The 21452-nt window shown below is 70.6% G+C and carries 17 protein-coding genes and 1 tRNA gene; 8 read left to right on the forward strand and 10 right to left on the reverse strand.

Annotated features, from left to right (window positions below; all coding sequences use genetic code 11):
• Positions 1-9: 9 nt before the first annotated feature.
• From ABD240_RS05165 to ABD240_RS05185, 5 genes are all read right to left on the reverse strand, one after another.
• Positions 10-1377, reverse strand: a complete 1368-nt coding sequence (locus ABD240_RS05165) for an amino acid permease (RefSeq protein WP_291798488.1) — start codon at positions 1375-1377, stop codon at positions 10-12.
• 317 nt (positions 1378-1694) lie between these two features.
• Positions 1695-2372, reverse strand: coding sequence for an MBL fold metallo-hydrolase (locus ABD240_RS05170; protein ID WP_291798485.1), 678 nt, complete (start codon positions 2370-2372; stop codon positions 1695-1697).
• Positions 2369-3466, reverse strand: a complete 1098-nt coding sequence (locus ABD240_RS05175; RefSeq protein ID WP_291798483.1) for an S-(hydroxymethyl)mycothiol dehydrogenase — start codon at positions 3464-3466, stop codon at positions 2369-2371. The genes ABD240_RS05170 and ABD240_RS05175 overlap by 4 nt, the downstream gene beginning before the upstream one ends.
• Positions 3467-3844: 378 nt before the next feature.
• Entirely contained in the window at positions 3845-3958 is a 114-nt protein-coding gene (locus ABD240_RS05180; RefSeq protein ID WP_291798480.1) for a methionine/alanine import family NSS transporter small subunit, read from the reverse strand.
• A 1-nt stretch (position 3959) separates the two neighbouring features.
• Positions 3960-5552, reverse strand: coding sequence for a sodium-dependent transporter (locus ABD240_RS05185; protein WP_425546996.1), 1593 nt, complete (start codon positions 5550-5552; stop codon positions 3960-3962).
• A gap of 313 nt (positions 5553-5865) precedes the next feature.
• On the opposite strand from ABD240_RS05185, the gene cysS reads away from it, so the two are divergent.
• Positions 5866-7377: a cysteine--tRNA ligase gene (gene cysS, locus ABD240_RS05190; RefSeq protein ID WP_344335844.1), complete on the forward strand. Its 1512-nt coding sequence runs from the start codon at positions 5866-5868 to the stop codon at positions 7375-7377.
• 45 nt (positions 7378-7422) lie between these two features.
• Positions 7423-8397: a 23S rRNA (guanosine(2251)-2'-O)-methyltransferase RlmB gene (rlmB, locus tag ABD240_RS05195; protein WP_344335847.1), complete on the forward strand. Its 975-nt coding sequence runs from the start codon at positions 7423-7425 to the stop codon at positions 8395-8397.
• Positions 8398-8503: 106 nt separating this feature from the next.
• Here the strand turns inward: rlmB and ABD240_RS05200 are convergent, their stop codons facing one another.
• Complete coding sequence (locus ABD240_RS05200) at positions 8504-9877, reverse strand: citrate:proton symporter (RefSeq protein ID WP_291798468.1); 1374 nt, start codon at positions 9875-9877, stop codon at positions 8504-8506.
• A gap of 144 nt (positions 9878-10021) precedes the next feature.
• Positions 10022-10870: an SDR family NAD(P)-dependent oxidoreductase gene (locus tag ABD240_RS05205; RefSeq protein WP_291798465.1), complete on the reverse strand. Its 849-nt coding sequence runs from the start codon at positions 10868-10870 to the stop codon at positions 10022-10024.
• A gap of 221 nt (positions 10871-11091) precedes the next feature.
• Between ABD240_RS05205 and ABD240_RS05210 the strand changes: the two genes are divergently transcribed.
• A complete protein-coding gene (locus ABD240_RS05210) occupies positions 11092-12117 on the forward strand; it encodes a LacI family DNA-binding transcriptional regulator (protein WP_344335852.1) in 1026 nt (341 codons plus the stop codon).
• Entirely contained in the window at positions 12114-13331 is a 1218-nt protein-coding gene (locus tag ABD240_RS05215) for a LacI family DNA-binding transcriptional regulator (protein ID WP_291798458.1), read from the forward strand. Before ABD240_RS05210 ends, ABD240_RS05215 begins: the two co-directional genes overlap by 4 nt.
• 91 nt (positions 13332-13422) lie before the next feature.
• Here the strand turns inward: ABD240_RS05215 and ABD240_RS05220 are convergent, their stop codons facing one another.
• Positions 13423-15747, reverse strand: coding sequence for a trehalose-6-phosphate synthase (locus ABD240_RS05220; protein WP_291798455.1), 2325 nt, complete (start codon positions 15745-15747; stop codon positions 13423-13425).
• Between the two features lie 48 nt (positions 15748-15795).
• On the opposite strand from ABD240_RS05220, the gene ABD240_RS05225 reads away from it, so the two are divergent.
• From ABD240_RS05225 to ABD240_RS05235, 3 genes are all read left to right on the forward strand, one after another.
• The gene (locus tag ABD240_RS05225; RefSeq protein ID WP_291798452.1) at positions 15796-17784 is read left to right on the forward strand and encodes a serine/threonine-protein kinase; all 1989 of its coding nucleotides are present in this window, start codon (positions 15796-15798) and stop codon (positions 17782-17784) included.
• Between the two features lie 146 nt (positions 17785-17930).
• Positions 17931-18833, forward strand: a complete 903-nt coding sequence (locus ABD240_RS05230; RefSeq protein ID WP_344335857.1) for a DsbA family protein — start codon at positions 17931-17933, stop codon at positions 18831-18833.
• Between the two features lie 249 nt (positions 18834-19082).
• A tRNA-Thr gene (locus ABD240_RS05235) sits at positions 19083-19159 on the forward strand.
• A gap of 111 nt (positions 19160-19270) precedes the next feature.
• Here the strand turns inward: ABD240_RS05235 and ABD240_RS05240 are convergent.
• On the reverse strand, positions 19271-20476 hold the full coding sequence (locus tag ABD240_RS05240) for a site-specific integrase (RefSeq protein WP_344335859.1): 1206 nt from the start codon (positions 20474-20476) through the stop codon (positions 19271-19273).
• The gene (locus tag ABD240_RS05245; RefSeq protein ID WP_344335862.1) at positions 20460-21032 is read right to left on the reverse strand and encodes a helix-turn-helix domain-containing protein; all 573 of its coding nucleotides are present in this window, start codon (positions 21030-21032) and stop codon (positions 20460-20462) included. Before ABD240_RS05245 ends, ABD240_RS05240 begins: the two co-directional genes overlap by 17 nt.
• A 121-nt stretch (positions 21033-21153) precedes the next feature.
• On the opposite strand from ABD240_RS05245, the gene ABD240_RS05250 reads away from it, so the two are divergent.
• Positions 21154-21351, forward strand: coding sequence for a helix-turn-helix domain-containing protein (locus tag ABD240_RS05250; protein ID WP_344335865.1), 198 nt, complete (start codon positions 21154-21156; stop codon positions 21349-21351).
• The last annotated feature ends 101 nt before the right edge of the window (positions 21352-21452 follow it).

Below are 21452 nucleotides of genomic sequence, written 5' to 3' on the forward strand. Positions count from 1 at the left end.
CACGGAGGCTCAGGACTGGGCCGCGTGAGTGTTCCGGCGCGTCACGTACACGCCCAGTCCCCACAGCGCGGCGGTGACGGCGAAGGTGCCCAGCAGCTGGAAGCGCACATCGGGCTCCGTCATGCCCAGCAGGACGATGCAGGCCACTCCCGCCAGCGTCAGCCACGACAGGTGCGGGAAGCCCCACATGCGCAGGGGCAGCTCTCTGCCCTCCGCCTCTGCACGGCGCCGCAGGAGGATGTGGGAGACGATCGCTGAGGTCCACGTGATGAGGAGGGTCGCGCCGGTGATGTTGAGAAGCGTCCCCAGCGCGGACTCCGCCCAGAAGTAGTTGAGCGCCACCGCGGCGAAGCCGAATGCGGAGGAGGCGAGCACCCCCGGGACCGGCACACCCGTGCCGCTGACGGTGGCGAGCCTGCGCGGGGCCATGCCGGTGCGTGCCAGCGAGTAGAACATGCGGGAGGAGCCGTAGACGTTGGCGTTGAGGGAGGACAGCAGCGCGGCGACGATCACGAGTCCCAGCACGGCTCCCAGCAGAGGCAGGCCCGCGGTGTTCAGCACCGCGACGAAGGGGCTGGCGAGCAGCTGGGGATCGTCCCACGGCAGCACGAGGACCATGATGGCCACGGAGCCCATGTAGAAGAACAGGATCCGCCAGATGATGGTGCGGGTGGCCCGGGCGATGGACTTCTGCGGTTCGGCGGTCTCCGCCGCGGCGACTGCGACGATCTCCGTCCCGCCGAAGGAGAAGACCACGACCAGCAGGCCCGCCGCGATCCCGCTGAGGCCCGTGGGTGCGAACCCCGAGTCCCCGATCACGCCGAGGCCCGGGCTGGGTGCCGGGGTGAGATTCAGCAGGAAGAGCACCCCCACCACCAGGAACACCACGACGAAGGCCACCTTGAGGAACGCGAACCAGAACTCGAACTCGCCGAAGTTCCGCACACCCCACAGGTTGATCCACGTGAAGAGCACCATGAACGCCGCGGCGTAGACCCACTGCGGGAAGAGGGGGACGAGGCCGGCCATGATCTGGGCGGCGGCGGTGGCCTCCGCGGCGACCACGAGGCACAGCGTGCCCCACCAGAGCCAGCCCACCGCGAATGCGACGGACGGCCCCATCGCCTTGCCCGCGTAGTAGGAGAAGGCGCCGGGGTGGGGGTCCGCGGCGACCATCTCTCCGAGCATCCGCATCACCGCGATGACGATGAGGCCGGCGAGCGCGTAGGAGACGAGGACGGCGGGCCCGGCGGCGGCCACGCCCGCCCCGGAGCCCACGAACAGCCCCGCGCCGATCGCCGAACCCAGGCTCATCATCACGAGATGCCGAGGCTTCATCCCGGCGCGGAGGCCGGTCTCAGGATTCTGCGCAGTCACAGGTGCACTCTAGGGCACGACGCTGCGCTCCGGGGCGCGGGTACGCGACGCTGCGCTCCGGGGCGCGGGTACGCGACGGTGCGCTCCGGGGTGCAGTGCGGGCACCGCGGGTGCGGCGTTGACGTCACCCCGCGAATCCATCCGGCCACCCACGTATACGTGGGGTGGCGGGGTGGGTATGCGGGTGCTCCCCGGAGGCCACCCCGTGAAACGGCTCAGCCGCCCACCTGTGAGTGGGCGGCTGAGTGCGTAAGCGGGTTGCCTCGCCGTGCACCCGCACGGCGCGGCGCATGCAGCAGCACGGCGCGTGCGGAGGCTCAGTGTCCGCGGTCCACCCACTCCTGCAGATGCGGCTTCTCGGCTCCGATCGTCGTCGCGTCCCCGTGACCGGTGAGGACGACGGTGACCTCCGGGAGCGTGAACAGCCGCTGCGAGATCGACTCGATGATCGTGTCGAAGCTCGAGTACGACCGTCCCGTGGCGCCCGGGCCGCCCTGGAACAGCGTGTCGCCGGAGAGCAGCACGGGTGCGGGGTTCACGGCACCGGCCGGGAGCACGTCCGCGGGCAGCTCCACCGGAGCGCTCACGGAGAAGCACGTGGAGCCGGGGGAGTGGCCGGGCGTGTGGAGGGCCGTGAGGCGCACTCCGCCCACGGAGAACTCCTGGCCCTCGGACACCTCCGCATCGGGTGCCGTCCCGTGGACCATGTCCCACAGCACCCGGTCCTCGGGGTTGAGGTGCACGGGCGGATCGCCCAGTGCGGCCTTGGCCTCGAGTGCGAAGCGCACGTGGTCGTCGTGGCCGTGGGTGAGGAGGATGGCCTCCACCGTCCGGCTGCCCACCGCCTGTGCGATGGCGGCGGGGTCATGGGCCGGGTCGACGACGATGACGGAGGAGTCGTCACCGACGATCCACACGTTGTTGTCCACCTCCCACGTGCCGCCGTCCAGGGAGAAGGTGCCGGAGGTGACGAGGCGTTCGATGCGCGCGCTCATCGGATCTCCACCACGGAGCGCAGGACCTCGCCGCGGCCCATCTTCGCGAAGGCCTCCTCGACGTCCTCGATCCCGATGCGCTCGGAGACGAAGCTGTCCAGCGGCAGGCGGCCCTGCTCGTAGAGGTCCACGAGCATGGGGAAGTCCCGTTCCGGCAGACAGTCGCCGTACCAGGAGGACTTGAGGCTGCCGCCGCGGCCGAACACGTCGAGCAGCGGCACGCTGAGCTCCATCTCCGGGGTGGGGACTCCCACCAGCACCACGGTGCCGGCGAGGTCCCGGGAGTAGAAGGCCTGACGCCACGTCTCCGGGCGGCCCACCGCGTCCACCACGACGTCCGCGCCGAATCCGCCGGTGAGCTCCTGGACCGCGGCGACCACGCCGTCCTCGTCGAGGTCCGCGGAGTTGATGGTGTGCGTGGCGCCGCGCTCCTTGGCCCACTCCAGCTTGGCGTCGTCGCGGTCGATCGCGATGATCCGGCTCGCACCGGCCAGGCGCGCGCCCACCACGGAGCCCATGCCCACGCCGCCCACGCCGATCACGGCGATGGACTGCCCGCGGGTGACGCCGCCGGTGTTGACGGCGGCGCCGATCCCGGCCATGACGCCGCAGCCCAGCAGACCCACGACGGCGGGATCGGACTCCGGCACCTTGGTGCACTGGCCCTCGGCGACCAGGGTCTTCTCCGCGAAGGAGCCGATGCCCAGCGCGGCGGTGAGCTCCGTGCCGTCCTCGGCCAGCGTCATCTTCTGTGCGGCGTTGTGGGTGGCGAAGCAGTACCAGGGCTCGCCGCGCCTGCAGGCGCGGCACTCGCCGCAGATCGCACGCCAGTTGAGGATGACGAAGTCGCCCACCTCCACGTGCGTGACGCCCTCGCCCACCTGCGAGACGACGCCGGCGGACTCATGGCCCAGCAGGAACGGGTACTCGTCGCTGATCCCGCCCTCGCGGTAGTGGAAGTCCGTGTGGCAGACGCCGCAGGACTTCACGTCCACGACGACCTCGCCCGGGCCCGGATCCGGGATGACGATGTCCACGAGTTCCACCGGAGCTCCCTGGGAGCGGGAGATGACTCCCTTGACGGTTGACGGCATGTCACTCCTTCTTGTGCGCTGTGGGGTTCTTGTGCAGCTCGGGGTCCGCAGCTCCCGGCGGGGCGTGAGGAAGCACCTGGGTGCGCTGCATCGCGCGCGGGAGTGCGGGACGTCGGGGGTGTGTCGGGCCCCACTCTAACGACGGCGACGGACACAGAACAGCCGCGTCCGCGGGGCGGATTCCGCACGTGTCCCGAGCGCCGGGAGTGAGGCCCCGAGCGGCCGCGTCCGCGCCGGAGGATGCTTCCGGCCCCGGCCCCGGCCCCGGCCGTGAGCGGGGAGAGCGGAGGTGCCCTCCGCACGCGCCCGAGGCCCCGGACCGGCGACCGCGGAGGTCTGCCGGCCGGGGCCTCGGGAACGGGCGGATGCCGCGCGGGCTCAGTCGGTCTGCGCCGCGTCCGGGTGGTTGCGCAGATGGGCGATGGCGACGCCGAGGCCGCCCCAGACCGTGGCCATCGCGATGACCAGCATGATGATCGCGCCTGTGCTCATGTCACTTCTCCGTTCCGAAGGTGGAGGGGTTCTGCTCCAGGTCGTCGTTCTCCTCGAGCGTCTTCTGCAGCCGCTCCTCCGTGGCCCTGGGCCAGCGGATCGCGGTGAGGACGAAGCTGAGGACGACGAGGAGGCCGATCATGCCCCAGCCGAACACGCCGAGGAACGCCGTGGGGTAGCCCTCGTAGCCGTTGACCGCATACTCGATGATCTGCGAGACCAGCATGTAGATCAGCACGACCGGGGTGATGACGCCCAGCGTGACGGTCCAGTAGCCGCCCAGCTTGAAGCTGGAGACCGCATTCAGGTGCGCCTTCAGGACCGGCAGCTTCCGCAGGAGCCAGACGAGGACGATGAGCGCGACCACGGCGGCGCCGACGATGCCGATGTTGTTGGCGAAGGCGTCGATGGTGTCGAGCACGTACATGCCGGTCGCGGTGCCCATCGTGAGGATGGAGACCACTGCCATGATGCCGCCCACGAGGAGCACGGAGGCGCGGTTGCTGATGTTGAACTTGTCGCTGATCGCCGCCACCGGCACCTGGACGATGGAGATCAGCGAGGTCACGCCGGCCACGAACAGGCTGCCGAAGAACAGGATGCCGAACAGCGCGCCGCCGGGCATCTGCGAGATGAGCGTGGGGAACGCCACGAACGCCAGGCCGATGCCGCTGGAGGCGACCTCGTCCACCCCGCTGCCCGCCGCGTTGGCCATGAAGCCCAGTGCGGCGAAGACGCCGATGCCCGCGAGGATCTCGAAGCCCGAGTTGGAGAAGGCGACCACCATGCCGGAGCCGGTGAGGTTGGTCCGGCGCTTGAGGTAGGAGGCGTAGGTGATCATGATGCCGAAGGCCACGGACAGGGAGAAGAAGATCTGCCCGTAGGCCGCGATCCACACCTGCGGATCCGCCAGAGCGGCGAAGTCCGGTGTGAACAGCGCGTCCAGGCCCGTGAGCGCGCCGGGCAGGAACAGTGCGCGCACCACCATGATGGCGAAGAGGATCACCAGCAGCGGCACGAAGATCTTGTTGATGCCGGCGATGCCCTTCTGCACGCCGCCGAGCAGGATGGCCAGGATGACCACCCAGACGAGGACGAGCGGGATGAGGACGGCGGGCACGAAGTCGAAGCCGAACGCGGAGGCGCCCGATTCGAGGTCCGGCACCTGGAGGAAGGAGCCGAAGAAGAAGCTGTCCGCGTCGTCGCCCCAGGCGTGGGTGACGGAGAACCACGCGTACATGGCGGACCAGCCGATGATGGCGGCGTAGTAGATGCCGATCATGGTGGCGACGCCGGTCTGGAACCAGCCGATGGGCTCCGCGCGCCTGTGGATCGCCTTGAAGGACAGGGGAGCGGAACCGCGCGAGCGGTGCCCCAGCGCGTAGTCGAAGAAGAGGATCGGGATGCCGGCGGTCAGCAGCGCGACCAGATAGGGGATGATGAACGCGCCGCCACCGGATTCGTAGGCCACGTAGGGGAACCGCCAGATGTTCCCCAGGCCGATGGCGGAGCCGATCGCGGCGAAGATGAAGGCGCCCCGCGTGGCGAAGACCTCGCGGGTGCCGCTCCCAGCCGTGGGTGCTCTCATGGACATGTGGGCGTGCCTGCCTTGTCGTCAGGGCCGTCCGATGCGGTGCCGCGGACGCTTCCCCGCCGGAGGGGCGGAGAACTCCGGTGACGCCTGGCAGCGGGCGGCGTGCGTATGTTCTGTGTTCCTTCCGCGCCGAGCTCGGAGGAGCGGGTCACGAGTGTACGTGAGACGTTCCCATTACTGTGTCACAGTTCACGTCTGCTGGGAAATGCCTGTGTGCAGTCTGTGGTGGGCGGACGGATCTGTGGTGGGGAGAGCACAGCTCGCCCGCGCCGGCGCACCGCGCCGCCGTCCGCGCACCGATAGACTCGGGCCTGTGACCATTCGACTGCACTCCACGGCTGCCCGCGACCTCGTTCCCCTGACTCCCGTCATCGACGGCCAGGTGGGGATCTACGTCTGTGGTGCCACTGTGCAGGGTGCGCCGCACATCGGCCACATGCGTTCGGCGGTGGTCTTCGACCAGTTGCGCCGGTGGCTGACCTATCGCGGGTACCGCGTCACCCTGGTCCGCAACGTCACGGACATCGACGACAAGATCCTCTCCAAGTCCGTGGAGGAGGGTCGCGAGTGGTGGGCGCACGCCTATCACTACGAGCAGGTCTTCACCGCGGCCTACAGCGCCATGAACGTCCTGCCGCCCACCTATGAGCCGCGGGCGACCGGCCACATCACGGAGATGGTGGAGCTCATCGCCCGCCTCGTGGCCGCCGGTCACGCATACCCGGCCGAGGACGGCTCCGGGGACGTGTACTTCGACGTCCGCTCGTGGCCGGACTACGGTGCGCTCACGCACCAGAGCATCGACGACATGTCCGACGCCGCGGACGCGGATCCCCGCGGCAAGCGCGACATCCGGGACTTCGCCCTGTGGAAGGGACACAAGGAGACCGAACCCGTCACCGCGTCCTGGCCCTCGCCCTGGGGGAGGGGCCGGCCCGGCTGGCACATCGAGTGCTCCGCCATGTCCACGAAGTACCTGGGTGCCCGCTTCGACATCCACGGCGGCGGCTTGGACCTCCGCTTCCCCCACCATGAGAACGAACTGGCCCAGTCCACCGCGGCCGGTGACGGCTTCGCGGACATCTGGATGCACTCCGGCCTGCTCAACGTGGGCGGGGACAAGATGTCGAAGTCGCTGGGCAACTCCGTGTTCGCGCACGAGCTGCTGGAGCGGTTCCCGGCCTCCGTGCTGCGCTACTTCCTCTCCACGGCGCACTACCGCTCCGTGCTGGAGTTCTCGCCGGAGCTCGTGGAGCGCCAGCGCGCGGCGTATGATCGGGTGTCCGGTTTCGTGGAGCGCGCCCGGGAGGCCCTGGGCGCGGATGCGCCCCCGGTGCCTGTCGCGGCGCACGGCTACGCGGAGCGGACGGTCGACGTGCCGGAGGACTTCGCCACGGCGATGGACGAGGATCTCTCCATCCCCCGGGCGCTGGCCTCCGTGTTCAGCACCGTGAAGGACGGATCCAAGCTGCTGCGCCGGGTGACCGGCGGGGCCGGGGGAGCCGACGGCACCCTCACCGCCGCCGAGGCCCGCTCCGGGCTGGCGCGTGCGCTCGCACAGGTGGAGCTCATGCTCGACGTCCTGGGCGTGAACCCGAGCGACCCGGCATGGGGGCGGACGGCGGCGGACGAGCAGGCCTCGGCGGCCGAGGCCGGGCAGGGAGGCGACGTGGTCGCCGCTCTCGTGGACCTGCTCGCCGCGCGGCGGGCGGAGGCCAAGGCGAACAGGGACTATCAGACCGCGGATGCGATCCGCGACCAGCTGCGGAGCGCCGGCGTCCTCCTCGAGGACACGCCGGACGGCTACCGCTTCGACCTGGCCTGACCCGGGGCACCCGGGCACGGCTGGACTAGACACGACGGAGACACGATGGCGAACTCATCCCGCGGCGGCGCGGTGCGCAAGGGCAAGAAGGGCCCCACCAAGGGCTCGGGCGGCAAGGGGCGCAGGGCGCTCGAGGGCAAGGGACCCACCCCCAAGGCGGAGGACCGCGTCTACCACAAGGCGTACAAGAGCGACGAGGACAGGCGCCGTGAGCAGCAGCGCCAGCAGTCGCGGCGGCGCAAGAAGGAGGCCGGCGCGGACCTCGTGGCCGGCCGCAACTCCGTCGTGGAGGCACTGCGCGAGGGCGTGCCGGCCACGGCCCTCTACGTCTCCCCGCGCGCGGACTCCGACGAGCGGGTGCGCGAGGCCATCGCGCTCGCCGCCGACCGCGGCATCGCGATGCTGGAGGCCGGCAAGCAGGATCTGGACCGGCTGACGGACGATGCGATCCACCAGGGCATCGCACTCCAGGTGCCGCCCTACGAGTACGCGCACCCGGACGATCTCCTGCGGCTGGCGAACCAGAGGTACGAGACCCCGCTCCTGGTAGCGCTCGACGGCATCACGGACCCGCGCAACCTGGGTGCGATCGTCCGGTCCACGGCGGCCTTCGGCGGTCACGGCGTGATCGTCACGGAGCGCCGTTCGGCCTCGATGACGGCAGCGGCATGGAAGACCTCCGCGGGCGCGGCCGCACGCATCCCGGTGGCGCAGGTCGTCAACCTGGTGCGCAGCCTCCAGGAGCTGAAGAAGCAGGGCGTGTTCGTCCTCGGCCTGGACATGGGCGGCGACGTCTCCCTGCCCGGCCTGGCGCTCGCGGACCAGCCGGTGTGTCTGGTCGTGGGCAGCGAGGGCAAGGGCCTCTCGCGGCTGGCGCGCGAGGCGTGCGACCAGATCGTGTCCATCCCGATCGCCGCGAGCACGGAGTCCCTCAACGCCGGGGTGGCCGCGGCGGTGAGCCTCTACGAGATCGCCCGCTCCCGGGGCACCGGGCAGGAGCTCACGGCCGCGCAGGACTGAGCGCCGGGGTCTGAGCGCCCGCGAGCCTCTCGTCTCCACGACGACCGATGGCCTGGATCCGCACCGTGCGGATCCAGGCCATCGGCATGCGGGCTGTCCTCCTCCGCTACACCTGGACGACGCCCATGAGGATCGCGATGAGCAGCAGGACGATGCTGAATGCCCACGTGATGAAGAACGAGTACTTCAGGTGCTTGCCCATGTTCGCCTCGGCCAGGCCCAGGGCGAGCCACAGGGCCGGCGAGAACGGGCTCACGAAGGTGCCGATGATGTTGCCCAGCAGGAGGGCGAACGCCGTCGAGGTCGTCGCCACGCCGAACTGGCCGGCCGTGGCGTCCACGAGCGGGAGGACGGAGAAGTAGTACGCATCCGTCGAGGTCATGATGTCGAGCGGGACGCCCAGGAAGCCCACGATGACGTGGAGGTAGCTGCCGACCCCGCTGGGGATCACCGCGAGGAGGGAGAGTGCGATGGACTCGAGCATGCCGGAGTCGCGCAGCACTCCCAGGAACACGGCGGCAGCGATGATGACGGCGGCCATCATGAGGGCGTTGGGCGCATAGACCTTGATGCGGTCCATCTGTGCCTTGGCGGTGCGGAAGTTCAGCGGCAGGGCCAGTGCGACACCGGTGAGGAACGTGAGCGCGGGTGAGAGCCAGCCGCCCAGCATGACCGTGAGCAGCGCGACCGTGAGCACCACATTGGCCCAGTAGACGACCCGTCCGCCGGCGATGTCCCGGCGCACCTCTTCGCGGGAGGCCAGCTGGCGCGCGGTGAAGTCCTCTGCGATCTGCTTGACGTCCACCGGCCCGCTGCCGGCGGCCACGCCCGCGTGCGCGGCGACCCTCTTCTTCTCCCTGAGGCCCAGCAGCACTGCGAGGCAGAGGAGGAGCACCATCGCCACTCCCTGTACGGGGAGGAGCTCGCGGTAGAGCTCCGCGGGATCGATGCCGGTCGTGGTCGCCGTGCGGGCGAGCGGGCCGCCCCACGGGACCATGTTCATGATGGAGGCGGACAGCGCCAGCAGCAGGAGGAGCAGGTAGCGGCTCATCCCCAGTGCGTTGTAGAGGGGCAGGAGCGCCGGGATCGTGAGGAGGAAGGTCGTGGCACCCGCGCCGTCGAGGTGCGCGATCGCGCCGATGAGCACGGTGCCCACCGTCACGAGCACCACCCGGCCGCGCGTGGCGAGGATGAGGCCGCGGATCACGGGGTCGAACAGGCCCGCATCGGAGAGGATGCCGAAGTAGATGATCGCGAAGATGAACATCACGACGACGCTCATGACCGAGACCAGGCCGCCGTCGAACCACTCCTGCAGGTCCGTGAAGGAGGCGCCGGTGACGAGGGCGCCCACGAGGGGGACCACCACCATCGCGACGACGGGGGAGACCTTGCCCCAGATGAGGAGGCCGACCGTCGCGGCGATCGAGAGCAGTCCGACCGTGGTGAGGAGGACATCGGGCTCAGTGAGTTCTGGCATGGCTGCTTCCCGGGACGACGGCAGTGCGCGGGCGGGAACCCGCTCCGGTCACACGCCCTCGCGGAGCCTATCCAGCGCCTCGGCGGATGTCGCACCGATCCGTCTCGCTGTGACGAATCTCGCAGAAGCGGTGCGCCCGGATCGTCAGACGCGCGGGGTGAACCTGCCGTCCTGCGCCATCCAGCCGCCGTCCACGAGGAGGGAGTGCCCGGTGATGTAGCTGGAGGCCTCCGAGGCCAGGAACAGCACCGGTCCGGCGATTTCGTGGAGGGAGCCCCAGCGGCCCAGCGCGCCCTTGGTCGCGTAGGCGTTCCACCACTCCTCGTCGGCCTTGATCTGCTCCGTCAGCGGGGTCTCGAAGGGGCCGGGCAGGATCGCATTCACGCGCACACCGGCGCCGCCCAGCTCGCTGGCGAGCGTCTTGGTCAGCTGGACCACGCCGGCCTTGGCGGCCGCGTAGATGCCCTGGCCGGGTTCGATCACGAGCGCGCGGAAGCTCGCGAATGTGACGATGGAGCCGCGGCCGCGCGCGGCCATCTCCGCGCCGAAGGCCCGCATGAGCCGGTAGGTGCCCTTGAGGTTGATGTCGATGACCCGGTCGAACTCCGCGTCGACGGTGTCCGTGAGGCGCTTGCGGACGTTGAGTCCCGGCGTCATGACGAGGACCTCGGCATGGGCGAACCTCTCAGCGAGGGCGTTCACCGCCTCGGTCGAGGTGATGTCCAGCTCCGCGGCCTCGCCGGAACCTGCGCCGGAACCTGCGCCTGGACCCGCGCCGGAGGCGGCCTCGGCGGCACGGGCGGCGATGATCTCCGCCGTCTCCTGGGCCCCGTCGACGTTGAGGTCCGCACAGACCACGTGCGCTCCGGCGTCCGCCAGACCCACGGCGGTGGCCCGTCCCAGGCCGGAGGCGGAGCCCACGACCACGGCGGTCTTCCCGCTGAGGTCGAAGAGGCCGGGGATGCGGGGCAGCGATGACGGTGACGCGGTCATGGGAGTCCTTCCTGAGGGGTCTGCGCTCATACTGGCCCACCGTATGCGCCGGCATGCCCTCGCGTCCGTATGGCGGATCCGCGCCTCTTTCCTCCCCGCCGTATGCGCCGCGACGCACCCCCGCATGCGGATCCTGCGGCGACCGGGGCCTCGGGCGGGCTCCGCGCCGCGGCGTCGCGGTCCCTGCGCTCGCTGCCGGCGCGCCCACTACTATGTGGATCATGGCGGTCACTGTGGGGGACATCGCGCGGCGCGCGGGGACGTCCGTCACCACCGTCTCCCGTGTGATCAACGCACGCGGGCCCGTGGCGCAGTCCACGGCCCGGCGCGTGCGGGAGGCGATGGAGGAGCTCGGGTACGCCCGCTCCACGCTCCTGGAGGCGGTGCGGCATCCGCTCGTCGCCTGCTGCGTGCCGGTCCTGCCCGAGCACTGGCAGCTGGAGGTGATGGGCCGGGTGTCCGATGCGCTGCAGCAGATGGGCATGCTCACGGCCTCGCCCGCGATCGGCCCGGACCTCGGCGAGGTCGAGGCCGTCGCCGCGGCTGGAGCCTCGCTGGTCGTCACCCCCACCTTCACCCCGGTCCGGGTGCGCCTGCCGGTGGTCCGGTTCGCCGAGGCCGCCGAGGCTGCAGAGGGCCGGCCCCGCGGGGACGGACGCCCGGCGGGCGGTGGGGAGCACGCGGCTCACAGCGGCGAGCGGATCGCGGCCCGGATCGACCTCACCGGCGGTCTGTCGATGGCCTTCGACCATCTCGCGAAGATGGGGCACCGGCGCATCGGGCTCATCTGCAACGATTCCGGGACCCTCGCGGATCAGCTCCAGGACCGCTTCCTCAGCGAGCACCCGATGGCGCTGCTCTCCGAGCGGCTGCCGGACTGGATCGCGCGCGTGCCGAAGTCCGCCTCGGGCGGGACGGAGGCCGCGCTCACGCTCAAGGACCGGACGTGCACGGCGGTGATCGTGCAGTCGGGCAGGCAGCTCTACGGGGTGGTGAAGGGGATCGCCGCCCGCGGCCTCGCCGTCCCCCGCGACCTCTCCGTCGTGGGACTGGGGGATTCCCCCACCGTCCGCTACATCCGGCCTCCGGCTACGGTGCTGGGATTCGACACGGAGGCCCTGGCCGAGGCGCTCACCGCCGGCGTGCGCACCGCGTTGGGAGCCCCGGGCCCGGGGCTGCCGTCCGTGCCGCCCACGTTCAGGCCCATGCTTCTCGCCCGGCGCTCGACGACGGCGGTGCAGCGATGAGCGGGCCCAGGCGGGGCCGCCCCACCCTGGCACAGATCGCGGAGCTGAGCGGTCTCTCGCAATCGACGGTCTCCCGGGTGCTGCGGGGGAAGGCCTCCACCTCACCTGCGGCCCGCGACGCGGTGGCCGGTGCGCTGCGGGCGCTGGGCATGGAGCCGCCGGAGGTCGTCCTCGGCGGTCCGGCTCCCGAGGCCGCGCACACACGGGACGGTGCCACTGGTCCGCACCCAGGCAGCGGGGCGGTGGGAGCTGCGAGCCCGCCGGCGGCCGGCCCCGAGGCAGCTCACCCGGAGGCGGCCATGTCCGGCTCCGCCCAGGCCGCGGCGCGTCCGAGTGCTCGTCCCGCGCCCGCGCGCCTGGGCCCGCGGCTCCTCACCGTCGTCTCGAACGCGCTGGTGGGCCCGGACATCGATCCGTACGAGACGGTGATGCTCGCCCTCAACCGGCGCATCTTCTCCTTAGGCCACATCGCCCTGCGCTCCACGTCCGGCCTGCCGGGCGCGGGGGCGACGGACCTGGAGACCCCGCTCCGGGAGCGCGGTGTGGCGGGTGCCGTGGTGCTCGGCGGTTCGCACGCCGGGCAGGAGGCGGTCCGCCTCGCGGACGCCGGGATCCCCGTGGTGCGGATCTCCAACGCGCGCCACGTGGGGCTGCCGCAGTTCGTACTCGACGCCTCCAGCGGCATCGCCACGGCGGTGCGGCATCTGGTGGCCATGGGCCACAGGAGGATCGGTTTCGCCGCGGTGAAGAACTCCGCCGCCGATGAGCGGATCAGCGCCTTCCGCCGGGAGATCGCGCAGTCCCTGCACGTCCAGGCCACCCGGGCCGAGGCGCCGGTCGCCGTGGCCGGACCCGGACTGCTGGCAGGGGCGCAGGCCGCTGAACAGCTGCTGGACCGCGGCTGCACGGCGGCGATCAGCTCCTCGCCGGCGCTCACCCTGGGCTTCCTCGAGGCGACGGAGCGGGCGCGCCTGCGCATGCCCGACGACTTCTCCCTCCTGACCGTGGGGGACATCCCGGACGCGGACGTGCTGGACCCGCCCATGTCGCAGGTGACGTACGACTGGGCGAGCCTGGCGGAGTCCGCCGTGGCCGAGCTGCTGCGCATCGTGGCGGACCGGGAGGCCGGGGCGGATCCCGGCGAGCCCGCGAACTACGCCGTGGTGCCCGATCTCGTGCTGCGCGACTCCGTCCGCCCGGTTCGCCGCCGCTGAGCGGCGGACCCGCCGCGGGGGAGGGCGCTGCGCACCGCTCCGCCGGCGGAACGGCGAGGCGCAGCGCCCTCATGCGGGAGAGCCGGCCGGCTCAGGACTCCGGAGCGCTGTCCTCACGGGTGAGCTCGCCCAGCGCGCTGCCCAGCGCCGCGGCCCGTTCGCGGGCGAGGCGGGCGAGGACGGCGGCCGCGGCCTCGGGCCCGGCGATGCGCAGAGGGGCGGCGGTGTCCGCGTCGCCCACCTTGATCGCGAGCGAGGGCAGAGGGCTCAGCGCGAGGCTGGCGAAGGCGTCCTCGTCCGTCGTGTCGTCGCCCATGAACAGCACGGCCGTGGCACCGGTGGCCTCGATCATGCGGTTGAGGCCGTCTCCCTTGGTCTCCATCCGCGCGGCGAACTCGACCATGTCGTGTCCGGTGATGCTGCGCAGCTGCGGCATCTGCGAGGCCAGCGCCTCGAGCTGGGCGTTGAAGTACGCGGCGCGATCGCTGCTCACCCCGCGGGTGTGGGCGGTGCGGCCCAGCGGCTTCCGCTCGATCCGCAGCTCACCGGTGCCGCCGGCCGGGGTGTTCGCGCGGATGCGCTCCAGCGCCTCGTCCAGCTGCGCCAGCGACGCCTCCTCCTCCGGGGTGAGCGGTGCGTGGAAGACGGCGGGTGAGGAGTCGCTGAGCGCGGAGAAGTCCGTCTCCAGGCCGTGCGAGCCGATCAGCAGGGCCTCGCCCGGCGCCTGGGAGAGGTCGCGGAGGACGGCCAGGTTGCGGCCGGAGATGTAGCCCACGTCCGTGGCCGGCAGCGCGAGGAGGCGGCGGATGGCCTGTGCGGACTCCGGCAGCGGTGCCGAGGTCGTGGGATCGTCCTGCAGCGGTGCGACGACGCCGTCGAAGTCGAGGGCGACGAGCAGCTGCTTGGCCCGGGTGAGCGGTGAGATGTCGATGCGCTCAGGGGCGCTCACCGGCGGCTGGAGGGCGGGCACGGTGGCGCTGCGGCGCGTGTCCGCGAGGTCGTCGAGGGTGCCGAGGAAGTTCCGCGACCACGTGCGCACGTCGTCCGTGCGGAGCTTCCGCCGCATCGCCTTCATGCGCCGGCTCCTCTCCGCCGGGGGCATGCGCACGGCGGAGAGGATCTTGGCCTTGAGCCCGGTGATGTCGTAGGGGTTGACCATGACGGCCTGCGTGAGCTGCTCCGCCGCGCCGGTGAATTCGCTGAGCACGAGTGCGCCGTCGTCGTCGGTGCGGCACGCGACGTACTCCTTCGCCACCAGGTTCATCCCGTCGCGCAGCGCGGTGACGAGCATGACGTCCGCGGCGAGGTAGTAGGCGGCCATCTCGTCGCGCGGGTACGAGTGGTGGAAGTAGTGGACGGCTTGGTGGTCCAGCGTCGAATGCTCGCCGTTGATCCGTCCCACCGACTGCTCCACGTCGTGCCGGATCTTCCGGTACTGGTCGATCCGTTCGCGGCTGGGAGTGGCGATCTGCACCAGCGTGGCCTCGCCGGGCTTGATCGCGCCGTCGTCGAGGAGCTCGCCGAACGCCTTGATCCGGTGGCGGATGCCCTTGGTGTAGTCGAGGCGGTCCACGCCCAGGAGCAGGACCTCGGGATCGCCCAGCTCCCGGCGGATCTCCGCGGCGCGGGCGATGATCCGCTCGCTGCGCGCGAGCTCGTCCAGCGAGGTGGCGTCGATGGAGATGGGGAACGAGCGGGCGTGCGAGGTGTGGGAGTGGGCGCCGGACTCGTCCTGCACGGCGATGGCGGTGTCCTTCGTGGGGCGTCCCAGGCCGATGCGCACCGCCCGGCGGAAGTTCGCGGCGTCGGCCGGGCGCTGGAAGCCGATGAGATCGGCGCCGAGCATGCCGCGGGTGATCTGCGCACGCCACGGCAGCTGGGCGAAGATCTCCCACGCGGGGAAGGGGATGTGGTTGAAGAACCCGATGGCCAGGTCCGGCCGCAGATCGCGCAGCATCTGCGGCACCAGCTGCAGCTGGTAGTCGTGGACCCAGACCGTGGCGTCGGGGGCGGCGATCTCCGCGGCGCGGCGGGCGAAGCGCTCATTCACGCGCACGTAGGCGTCCCACCAGGTGCGGTGGTACTCGGGATGGACGATGACGTCGTGGTAGAGCGGCCAGAGCGTGGCGTTGGAGAAGCCCTCGTAGTAGCGCTCGAACTCCTTGCCGCTCAGGGGCACCGGCACCAGATGCATCCCGTCGAGGTCGAAGGGCTCGAACTCCGCATCGACGGCGCCGGCCCATCCGACCCAGGCACCGGTGCGCTCCTGCATCACCGGAGCGACCCCGGTGACGAGGCCTCCGGGGGAGGTCTTCCAGGCAGGGGGGTCCTGCGAGTCGTCGCGGTCGACCGGCAGCCGGTTCGCCATGACCACGAAGTCGAACGATGGCGTGGGGTGGTCCGTGGAAGTCGTCATCAGTGCCTCTCCGAGAACTCCTCAGGTCTCTCGCCTAAGCTTAGACGCGTGGAGACGGAGGAACTCGGCGGATACCGCCTCATCGAGCAGCTCGGGTCGGGCGGCATGGGTGTGGTGTATCTGGGTGTCGACGGCGAGGGCTCGCCTGTCGCCGTCAAGGTCCTCCACCCGCACATCTCCGGTGACGAGACCGCGCGCAAGCGCCTCGCCCGTGAGGTCCGCACGCTCCGCCGCATCCACCACCCCCGCATCGCGGAGGTCCTCGACGCGGAGCTGGACTCGGACCGCCCCTTCATCGTCACGGAGTTCGTCGACGGGACCACGCTGTCCGCGGACGTCAAGGCCAACGGGCCGTTCGCGGAGGACGAGCTCGTCCACTTCGGCCATGCCCTGCTGGACGCGCTGAGCGCCGTCCACGCCGCAGGCGTCATCCACCGCGACCTCAAGCCCGCGAACGTGATGATCATGGACGGCGAGCCGATGGTGATCGACTTCGGCATCGCGCAGGTGGCCGACGAGGTCAAGGTCACCGCCACCGGGCTCGTGATGGGCACGCCCGGCTATCTCAGCCCGGAGATCGCGGACGGCAAGGCCTCCAGCGAGAAGACCGACTGGTGGGGCTGGGCCGCGACGATGGTCTACGCCGCGACCGGTCGCAACCCCTACGGCTCCGGACCGCTCGAGGCCGTGCTGGGCCGCGTCGCCATGGGCAAGGTCGACCTCGAGGGAGTGCCGGCGGGGTTCGTCCCCCTGCTCCGCGCCTGCCTCGAGCCCAAGCCGGAGCGGCGTCCCTCCGGTGCCATGATCCTCCAGGCGCTCGTCGACATCGAGTCCGGCCGCGTCCCGGAGCTGGGCGGCGGCACCCGTGCGCAGATCCCGCAGCCCGGTGAGGTCGGCGGGATCGGCGAGGCCATGGGGCAGCCGAGGCCCACTCACCCGGGTGCGCACACCGGCCACGCGGCCGCACTGGGCGGTGCCGCGGGAGGAGCCGCTGTCGCCGGCCCCGGTGCCTTCCCCGGTGCGCAGCCGGGTTCCCAGAGTCACGGTGCGTTCCCCGCCGGGGGCGACGCGGCGCTCCCCGGCCGGGGAGCGCCGCAGGGCCACAGCGGGCCGGGACCGTATGCCGGTGCGCCCGGCCGCCCGGGGGGGCGGGCCTCGGCGGCGTCCACCCAGGTGTACGCCCCCGCTGTGCGGGAACCCGTTCCGGCGCCTCAGGGCTCACCTCCCGCGGGCAGAGGTCCGGCAGGCTACGGCCCGCAGCACGGCGGACAGGGGTACGCGGCCGGCCAGGGGCGTTCCGGGGAACGGCCGTACGGCGCGCTCACCCTCAACGAGCGCGACAGGCTGAGCGACCCCCAGGGCGGGCTGCCGGCCGGCGGATATCCGCAGGCGCAGCAGGGGCGCTTCGATCCGCACTACGGGCAGCCGGGCGGAGGGCTCAGTCCGCGCCCCGGCGGGGGCACGTGGCTGCTGCTGGGCCTCAACGCGCTGGGCGTAGCGCTCGCGGCGCTGGGACCGTTCGTGGTGCTCGTGGTTGCGGGGATCTGGCAGGTGCTCGCCCGCACCGCCGGCAGGCTCTCCGCCGCGCGGCGCCGCAGGCTCGCGGAGTACGGCCCGCAGGGCGCCTCCGGCTGGAGCTCTGCGGCCAAGGCGCCGGGGGCGGTCATCGGCTCGCTGTTCACCTCCGTCTTCTCCTCGCTGCTGCCGCTCATCGCCGCTGCGGCCGCTGCGGTGCTCGTGCGTCTGGACGTGCTGGGGATCGTGCCGGTGGGCCGGAGTGTGGAGTGGAGCATCTGGGCCGCGGCGGGGGTGTTCGGCCTCGTGCTGTGGCTGGGTCCCGGCTCCGCGAACCTGCGCAGGGGCTCGCGTGCCCTGGTGGCACCGGCGACGCGGACCAGCGGGCGCGAATGGATCTGGACGGGAGTCCTCCTCCTGCTGGCCGCCATCGCGCTCGGCACCGTGCTCGGCGGAGCGGCGACCCTCTGGTGGCCGCTGCCGCAGAGCCCGTTCGACTTCCTGCCGCAGCCGGGCGGCTGAGGGGCGGGCGTGCGGCTGTGCGATGCGGGCGCGGGGTGAGACCATGGATGCGGCCCGAGCCTGAGAGCGGGATGGGCGCGGCGGACACCCCGTGCCGGTACGCTCGAGGGCAGAGACGATTGAAACATCAACGACCGTGAGGAACCATGGCCAAGAAGTCTTCGAGTGAAGAGCGCCGCAGCGCGGCCAGAGAACAGGCCCGGCAGATCGCCGAGGCGCAGGCCAAGCGCGAGAAGACCGTCAAGGTCACCGTGTACTCCGCGATCGCCGTCGTGGTCGTCGGTGTGCTCGTGGTGGTGGGCGTGCTCGTGTTCCAGTCGTCCCGGCCCGGCCTCGCGCCCAAGAACCTCGCGTCCGGTGCGATCGCGTACGCGAGCAGCGGCGACGGGGTCATGGCAGTGGCACCGGAGGGGGACGCGGAAGAGATCGAGGCCTCGGGCCTCCCTGGCGTGTCCGAGAGCGAGGCCGCCGAGGGCGCACCGCGCGTCAAGGTCTACCTCGACTTCCAGTGCCCCGGCTGTGCGGCCTTCGAGGAGACCAACGCGCAGACGCTGAGCCGTCTCGCGGCAGAGGGCACCATCATCGCCGAGTACGAGCCCGTCTCCATCCTCGACCGCTTCTCCGGCGGCAACGAGTACTCCACGCGGTCGGCCAACATGGTCACGTGCCTCGCGGATTCCGGTCAGACGGACGTGCTTCCCGAGGTCTTCAGTGCGCTCTTCGCCGCGCAGCCGGAGGAGGGCAGCGGCGGCATGGAGGACGACGAGCTGCTCTCCATCGCGGAGGAAGCGGGTGCGGACCTCAGTGCGCCCGTCTCGGAGGAGACGGCCGCGGAGATCGGCGACGGCGGCTCCGCGACGGTGGAGGACTGCGTCACGGGCGTCGCCTTCAAGAAGTACGTGACGGACGAGGCGCAGACCGCTCTGAATGACGAGGGCCTCGAGGGCACCCCGTACATCACGATCGACGGTGAGCCCTACACCGGCAACTGGAGCGATGCGCAGGCGTTCGGCGCGGATCTGCTCCGCGCGGCGGGCCAGATCAGCTGAGCGCTGCCCGTCAGAGCAGCGAGCGCGGCCGAGCCGACCGTCTGAGCGCTGCCGGGGTGGCCGGCCCAGCCACCGCTTCCGCTTTCGTCTGATCACTTCACCCGGCCATCCGTGCGGTTCTGGCCGGGTGAAGTGATCAGACGAGGTGGGCACATCGCCGGCGCTCTGGTTCGCGCTCGCTGCGAGGCATGCCGTAGACTTGTCCCCGCTGTATCGCGTCGCCGGGCTTCCGCCGGCGCGGCGCACTTCGCCTCCTTAGCTCAGCTGGCCAGAGCATCTGTCTTGTAAACAGAGGGTCACCGGTTCGAATCCGGTAGGGGGCTCCACATGGGAAGGCCCCTCACCAGGCAAAACGCTCGGTGAGGGGCCTTCTTCGTGTCCTCTATCGGTGTGTGAGCACCCTTGTGAGCACGGTTTGTGAGCACACCGCTGCACGCTCACTGCACGGGGTCGCTCTCCGGTGAGGGTTCGAGCCATGCTGCCGCCGCGTCCGCGACCCGGTGCGCAGTGCCTTTCATCAGGTGTCCGTACAGGTCTGAGGTGACCGCTGTAGTCGTGTGCCCGAGCATCTTCGACACGAGCGCCAGCGGCACGTCCGACTCCAGGAGCACGCTCGCGAACTGGTGTCGGAGCCCGTGGAACTTCAGGGGCGGCAGTCCGTTGCGGTCGAGCATCTTCCGCAGCGTCGCAGTCAGGTAGTCGGGCCGGAGGTGGCGACCGTCCTCATATGTCCACACCCGGCCCGAATCTTGGTATGTCTCCGCCCACTGCTCTCGCTCGCGGTCCTGCCGGATCTTCCACTCCATGAGTGCACCGACGAGTCGATCCGAGAGAGCGACGACACGGTGCCCTGCATCCGTCTTCGCGGTGGACTCCACGACATCCCTGCCGGCGGCCATGACGAGCGTCGTGCGGATCGTGGCTGTGCGCTCCACGAAGTCCACGTCCTCCCAGCGGAGCCCGCACAGCTCACCCCGGCGCATCCCTGTGAGTACGGCGACCTCGAACAGGGAGCCCAGCCGGTGCTTGCCCGCGACCTCCAGGAACTTCGTGACCTCTTCACGTGACCACACCTTGACCTGACCGCGCTCCACCTTCGGCAGGAGCACCGAGCCGCAGGGGTTGACCTCCAGCTTCCCCCGCTTCACCGCATCAGAGCAGGCAGAGGACAGGACCGCGTGAATGCGCCGGATCGTCACCGCACCCCTGCCGGCGTCGCGCAGGCCGTCCATGAGGTCGGACACGTCGGAGCGGGTGAGCTTCCGCAGCTCCACGGAGCCCAGGGCGGGCACGATGTCGCCGGTGATGTACCGTCCGTACATGCGCGCCGTCGTGGCCCTCAGCTCCCCGTGCTTCTCCCGCGACTGCAACCACTGCTCCAGGTAGGACTTCACCGTGATCTTCTCGAAGCTGTACGTCTTGCGCTTGAGTTGCCGCTGCACCTTCGCCAGTGCCTCCTTGGCGTCCTCGGCTGAGGCGTAGCTGAAGTCCGTGACATAGCGGCGCTTGCCCGCCTCGTCAGACCCGGCAGACACGCGGAAGCCCCATGTGCCGTGCCGGGGATTCTTCAGCTTGGGGCACTTCGCCCCGTACTGCTTGCCGTTCTCGTCCCGGCACCCGCAGCGCCTACTCACCTTCGCCATGATCGACCCCCTTCAGCACGTCACGTGCGGCCACGATGACCGGCACGTCATGGAATCCCCAATCGTGAATGTAGGCATCGAGCTTCTCCGGCGTGCTCACGTCGAAACCGTCCTGCTCTGCCTGCCGCTTCGCCTTGTCGGTGAATGTGGCGAGGTTCTTGTCGAGTCGGCGGCTGATAGCCGATACGAGCTCGGGATTCTCCTGAGCGATCTCGGTCACCTCGCGAAGCGCATCCCGGTACTCGTCCCTGGCGACGCGGAGGACGTGCCCCAGCCGCTCTAGGGCCAAGTACGTCGGCCAGGCGCGCTCGCCCTGGTCGTCATCGGGGATTCCCAGCAGATCGTTCAGGCTCATGTCGAACGCACGCGCGTAACCCACCAGTTCATCGACAGGAACGCGCCTGCCGGCCTTCTCTGTCTTCTGGATCGTGCCCGGATTGACGTTGCATCCCTCAGCCTTCAAACGGTCTGCGAGCTGCCTATACGTGAGTTCCTCGTGCTCCCGAAGCTCTTGGATCTTGGCCGCGAGCTGTGCCTCTAGGTCCACCTGTGGCATATGGGCTCCTCCTCTGATTCTGTGCCGATATGAAACACGGTATCGGATCTGGTTGCACCCGTCTACCTCCTCATGTATCGTTCTGAGTGTCGCAAACGGAAACGAAACATGGGAGGGCGACATGACGACGACCAAGACGGAGGCCGGGCAGCCTCTCACTCTCAGCACAAAGGAGGCGGCGGCCATGGTGCCCATGGGCGTTCGGCAGCTGCGCGAAGCGGTGGACCGCGGAGAGATTCCCGCCGTGCGGCTGGGGCGGAACATTCGCATCCCGCGGGCCAAGTTCCTCGCGCTGATCAATGGCGAGGAGGACAAGTGAGCCTCCCCGAGAACCCACCCCCGCGACTGACCGACCAGCTCGCAGCCGAACTCAGAGCACGCGCCGCGCAGTTCGGGTTGACCCTCACCAGCAAGTGCCAG

The sequence above is a fragment of the Brevibacterium salitolerans genome (assembly GCF_039531405.1).
Classification (GTDB): domain Bacteria; phylum Actinomycetota; class Actinomycetes; order Actinomycetales; family Brevibacteriaceae; genus Brevibacterium; species Brevibacterium salitolerans.

Bases quoted from the DNA above. Each gene is read 5' to 3' on its own strand.
- ABD240_RS05170 (WP_291798485.1), bottom strand. From the start codon at position 2,372: ATGAGCGCGCGCATCGAACGCCTCGTCACCTCCGGCACCTTCTCCCTG.
- ABD240_RS05175 (WP_291798483.1), bottom strand. From the start codon at position 3,466: ATGCCGTCAACCGTCAAGGGAGTCATCTCCCGCTCCCAGGGAGCTCCG.
- ABD240_RS05180 (WP_291798480.1), bottom strand. From the start codon at position 3,958: ATGAGCACAGGCGCGATCATCATGCTGGTCATCGCGATGGCCACGGTC.
- ABD240_RS05185 (WP_425546996.1), bottom strand. From the start codon at position 5,552: ATGTCCATGAGAGCACCCACGGCTGGGAGCGGCACCCGCGAGGTCTTC.
- rlmB (WP_344335847.1), top strand. From the start codon at position 7,423: ATGGCGAACTCATCCCGCGGCGGCGCGGTGCGCAAGGGCAAGAAGGGC.
- ABD240_RS05200 (WP_291798468.1), bottom strand. From the start codon at position 9,877: ATGCCAGAACTCACTGAGCCCGATGTCCTCCTCACCACGGTCGGACTG.
- ABD240_RS05205 (WP_291798465.1), bottom strand. From the start codon at position 10,870: ATGACCGCGTCACCGTCATCGCTGCCCCGCATCCCCGGCCTCTTCGAC.
- ABD240_RS05210 (WP_344335852.1), top strand. From the start codon at position 11,092: ATGGCGGTCACTGTGGGGGACATCGCGCGGCGCGCGGGGACGTCCGTC.
- ABD240_RS05215 (WP_291798458.1), top strand. From the start codon at position 12,114: ATGAGCGGGCCCAGGCGGGGCCGCCCCACCCTGGCACAGATCGCGGAG.
- ABD240_RS05220 (WP_291798455.1), bottom strand. From the start codon at position 15,747: ATGACGACTTCCACGGACCACCCCACGCCATCGTTCGACTTCGTGGTC.
- ABD240_RS05230 (WP_344335857.1), top strand. From the start codon at position 17,931: ATGGCCAAGAAGTCTTCGAGTGAAGAGCGCCGCAGCGCGGCCAGAGAA.
- ABD240_RS05240 (WP_344335859.1), bottom strand. From the start codon at position 20,476: ATGGCGAAGGTGAGTAGGCGCTGCGGGTGCCGGGACGAGAACGGCAAG.
- ABD240_RS05245 (WP_344335862.1), bottom strand. From the start codon at position 21,032: ATGCCACAGGTGGACCTAGAGGCACAGCTCGCGGCCAAGATCCAAGAG.
- ABD240_RS05250 (WP_344335865.1), top strand. From the start codon at position 21,154: ATGACGACGACCAAGACGGAGGCCGGGCAGCCTCTCACTCTCAGCACA.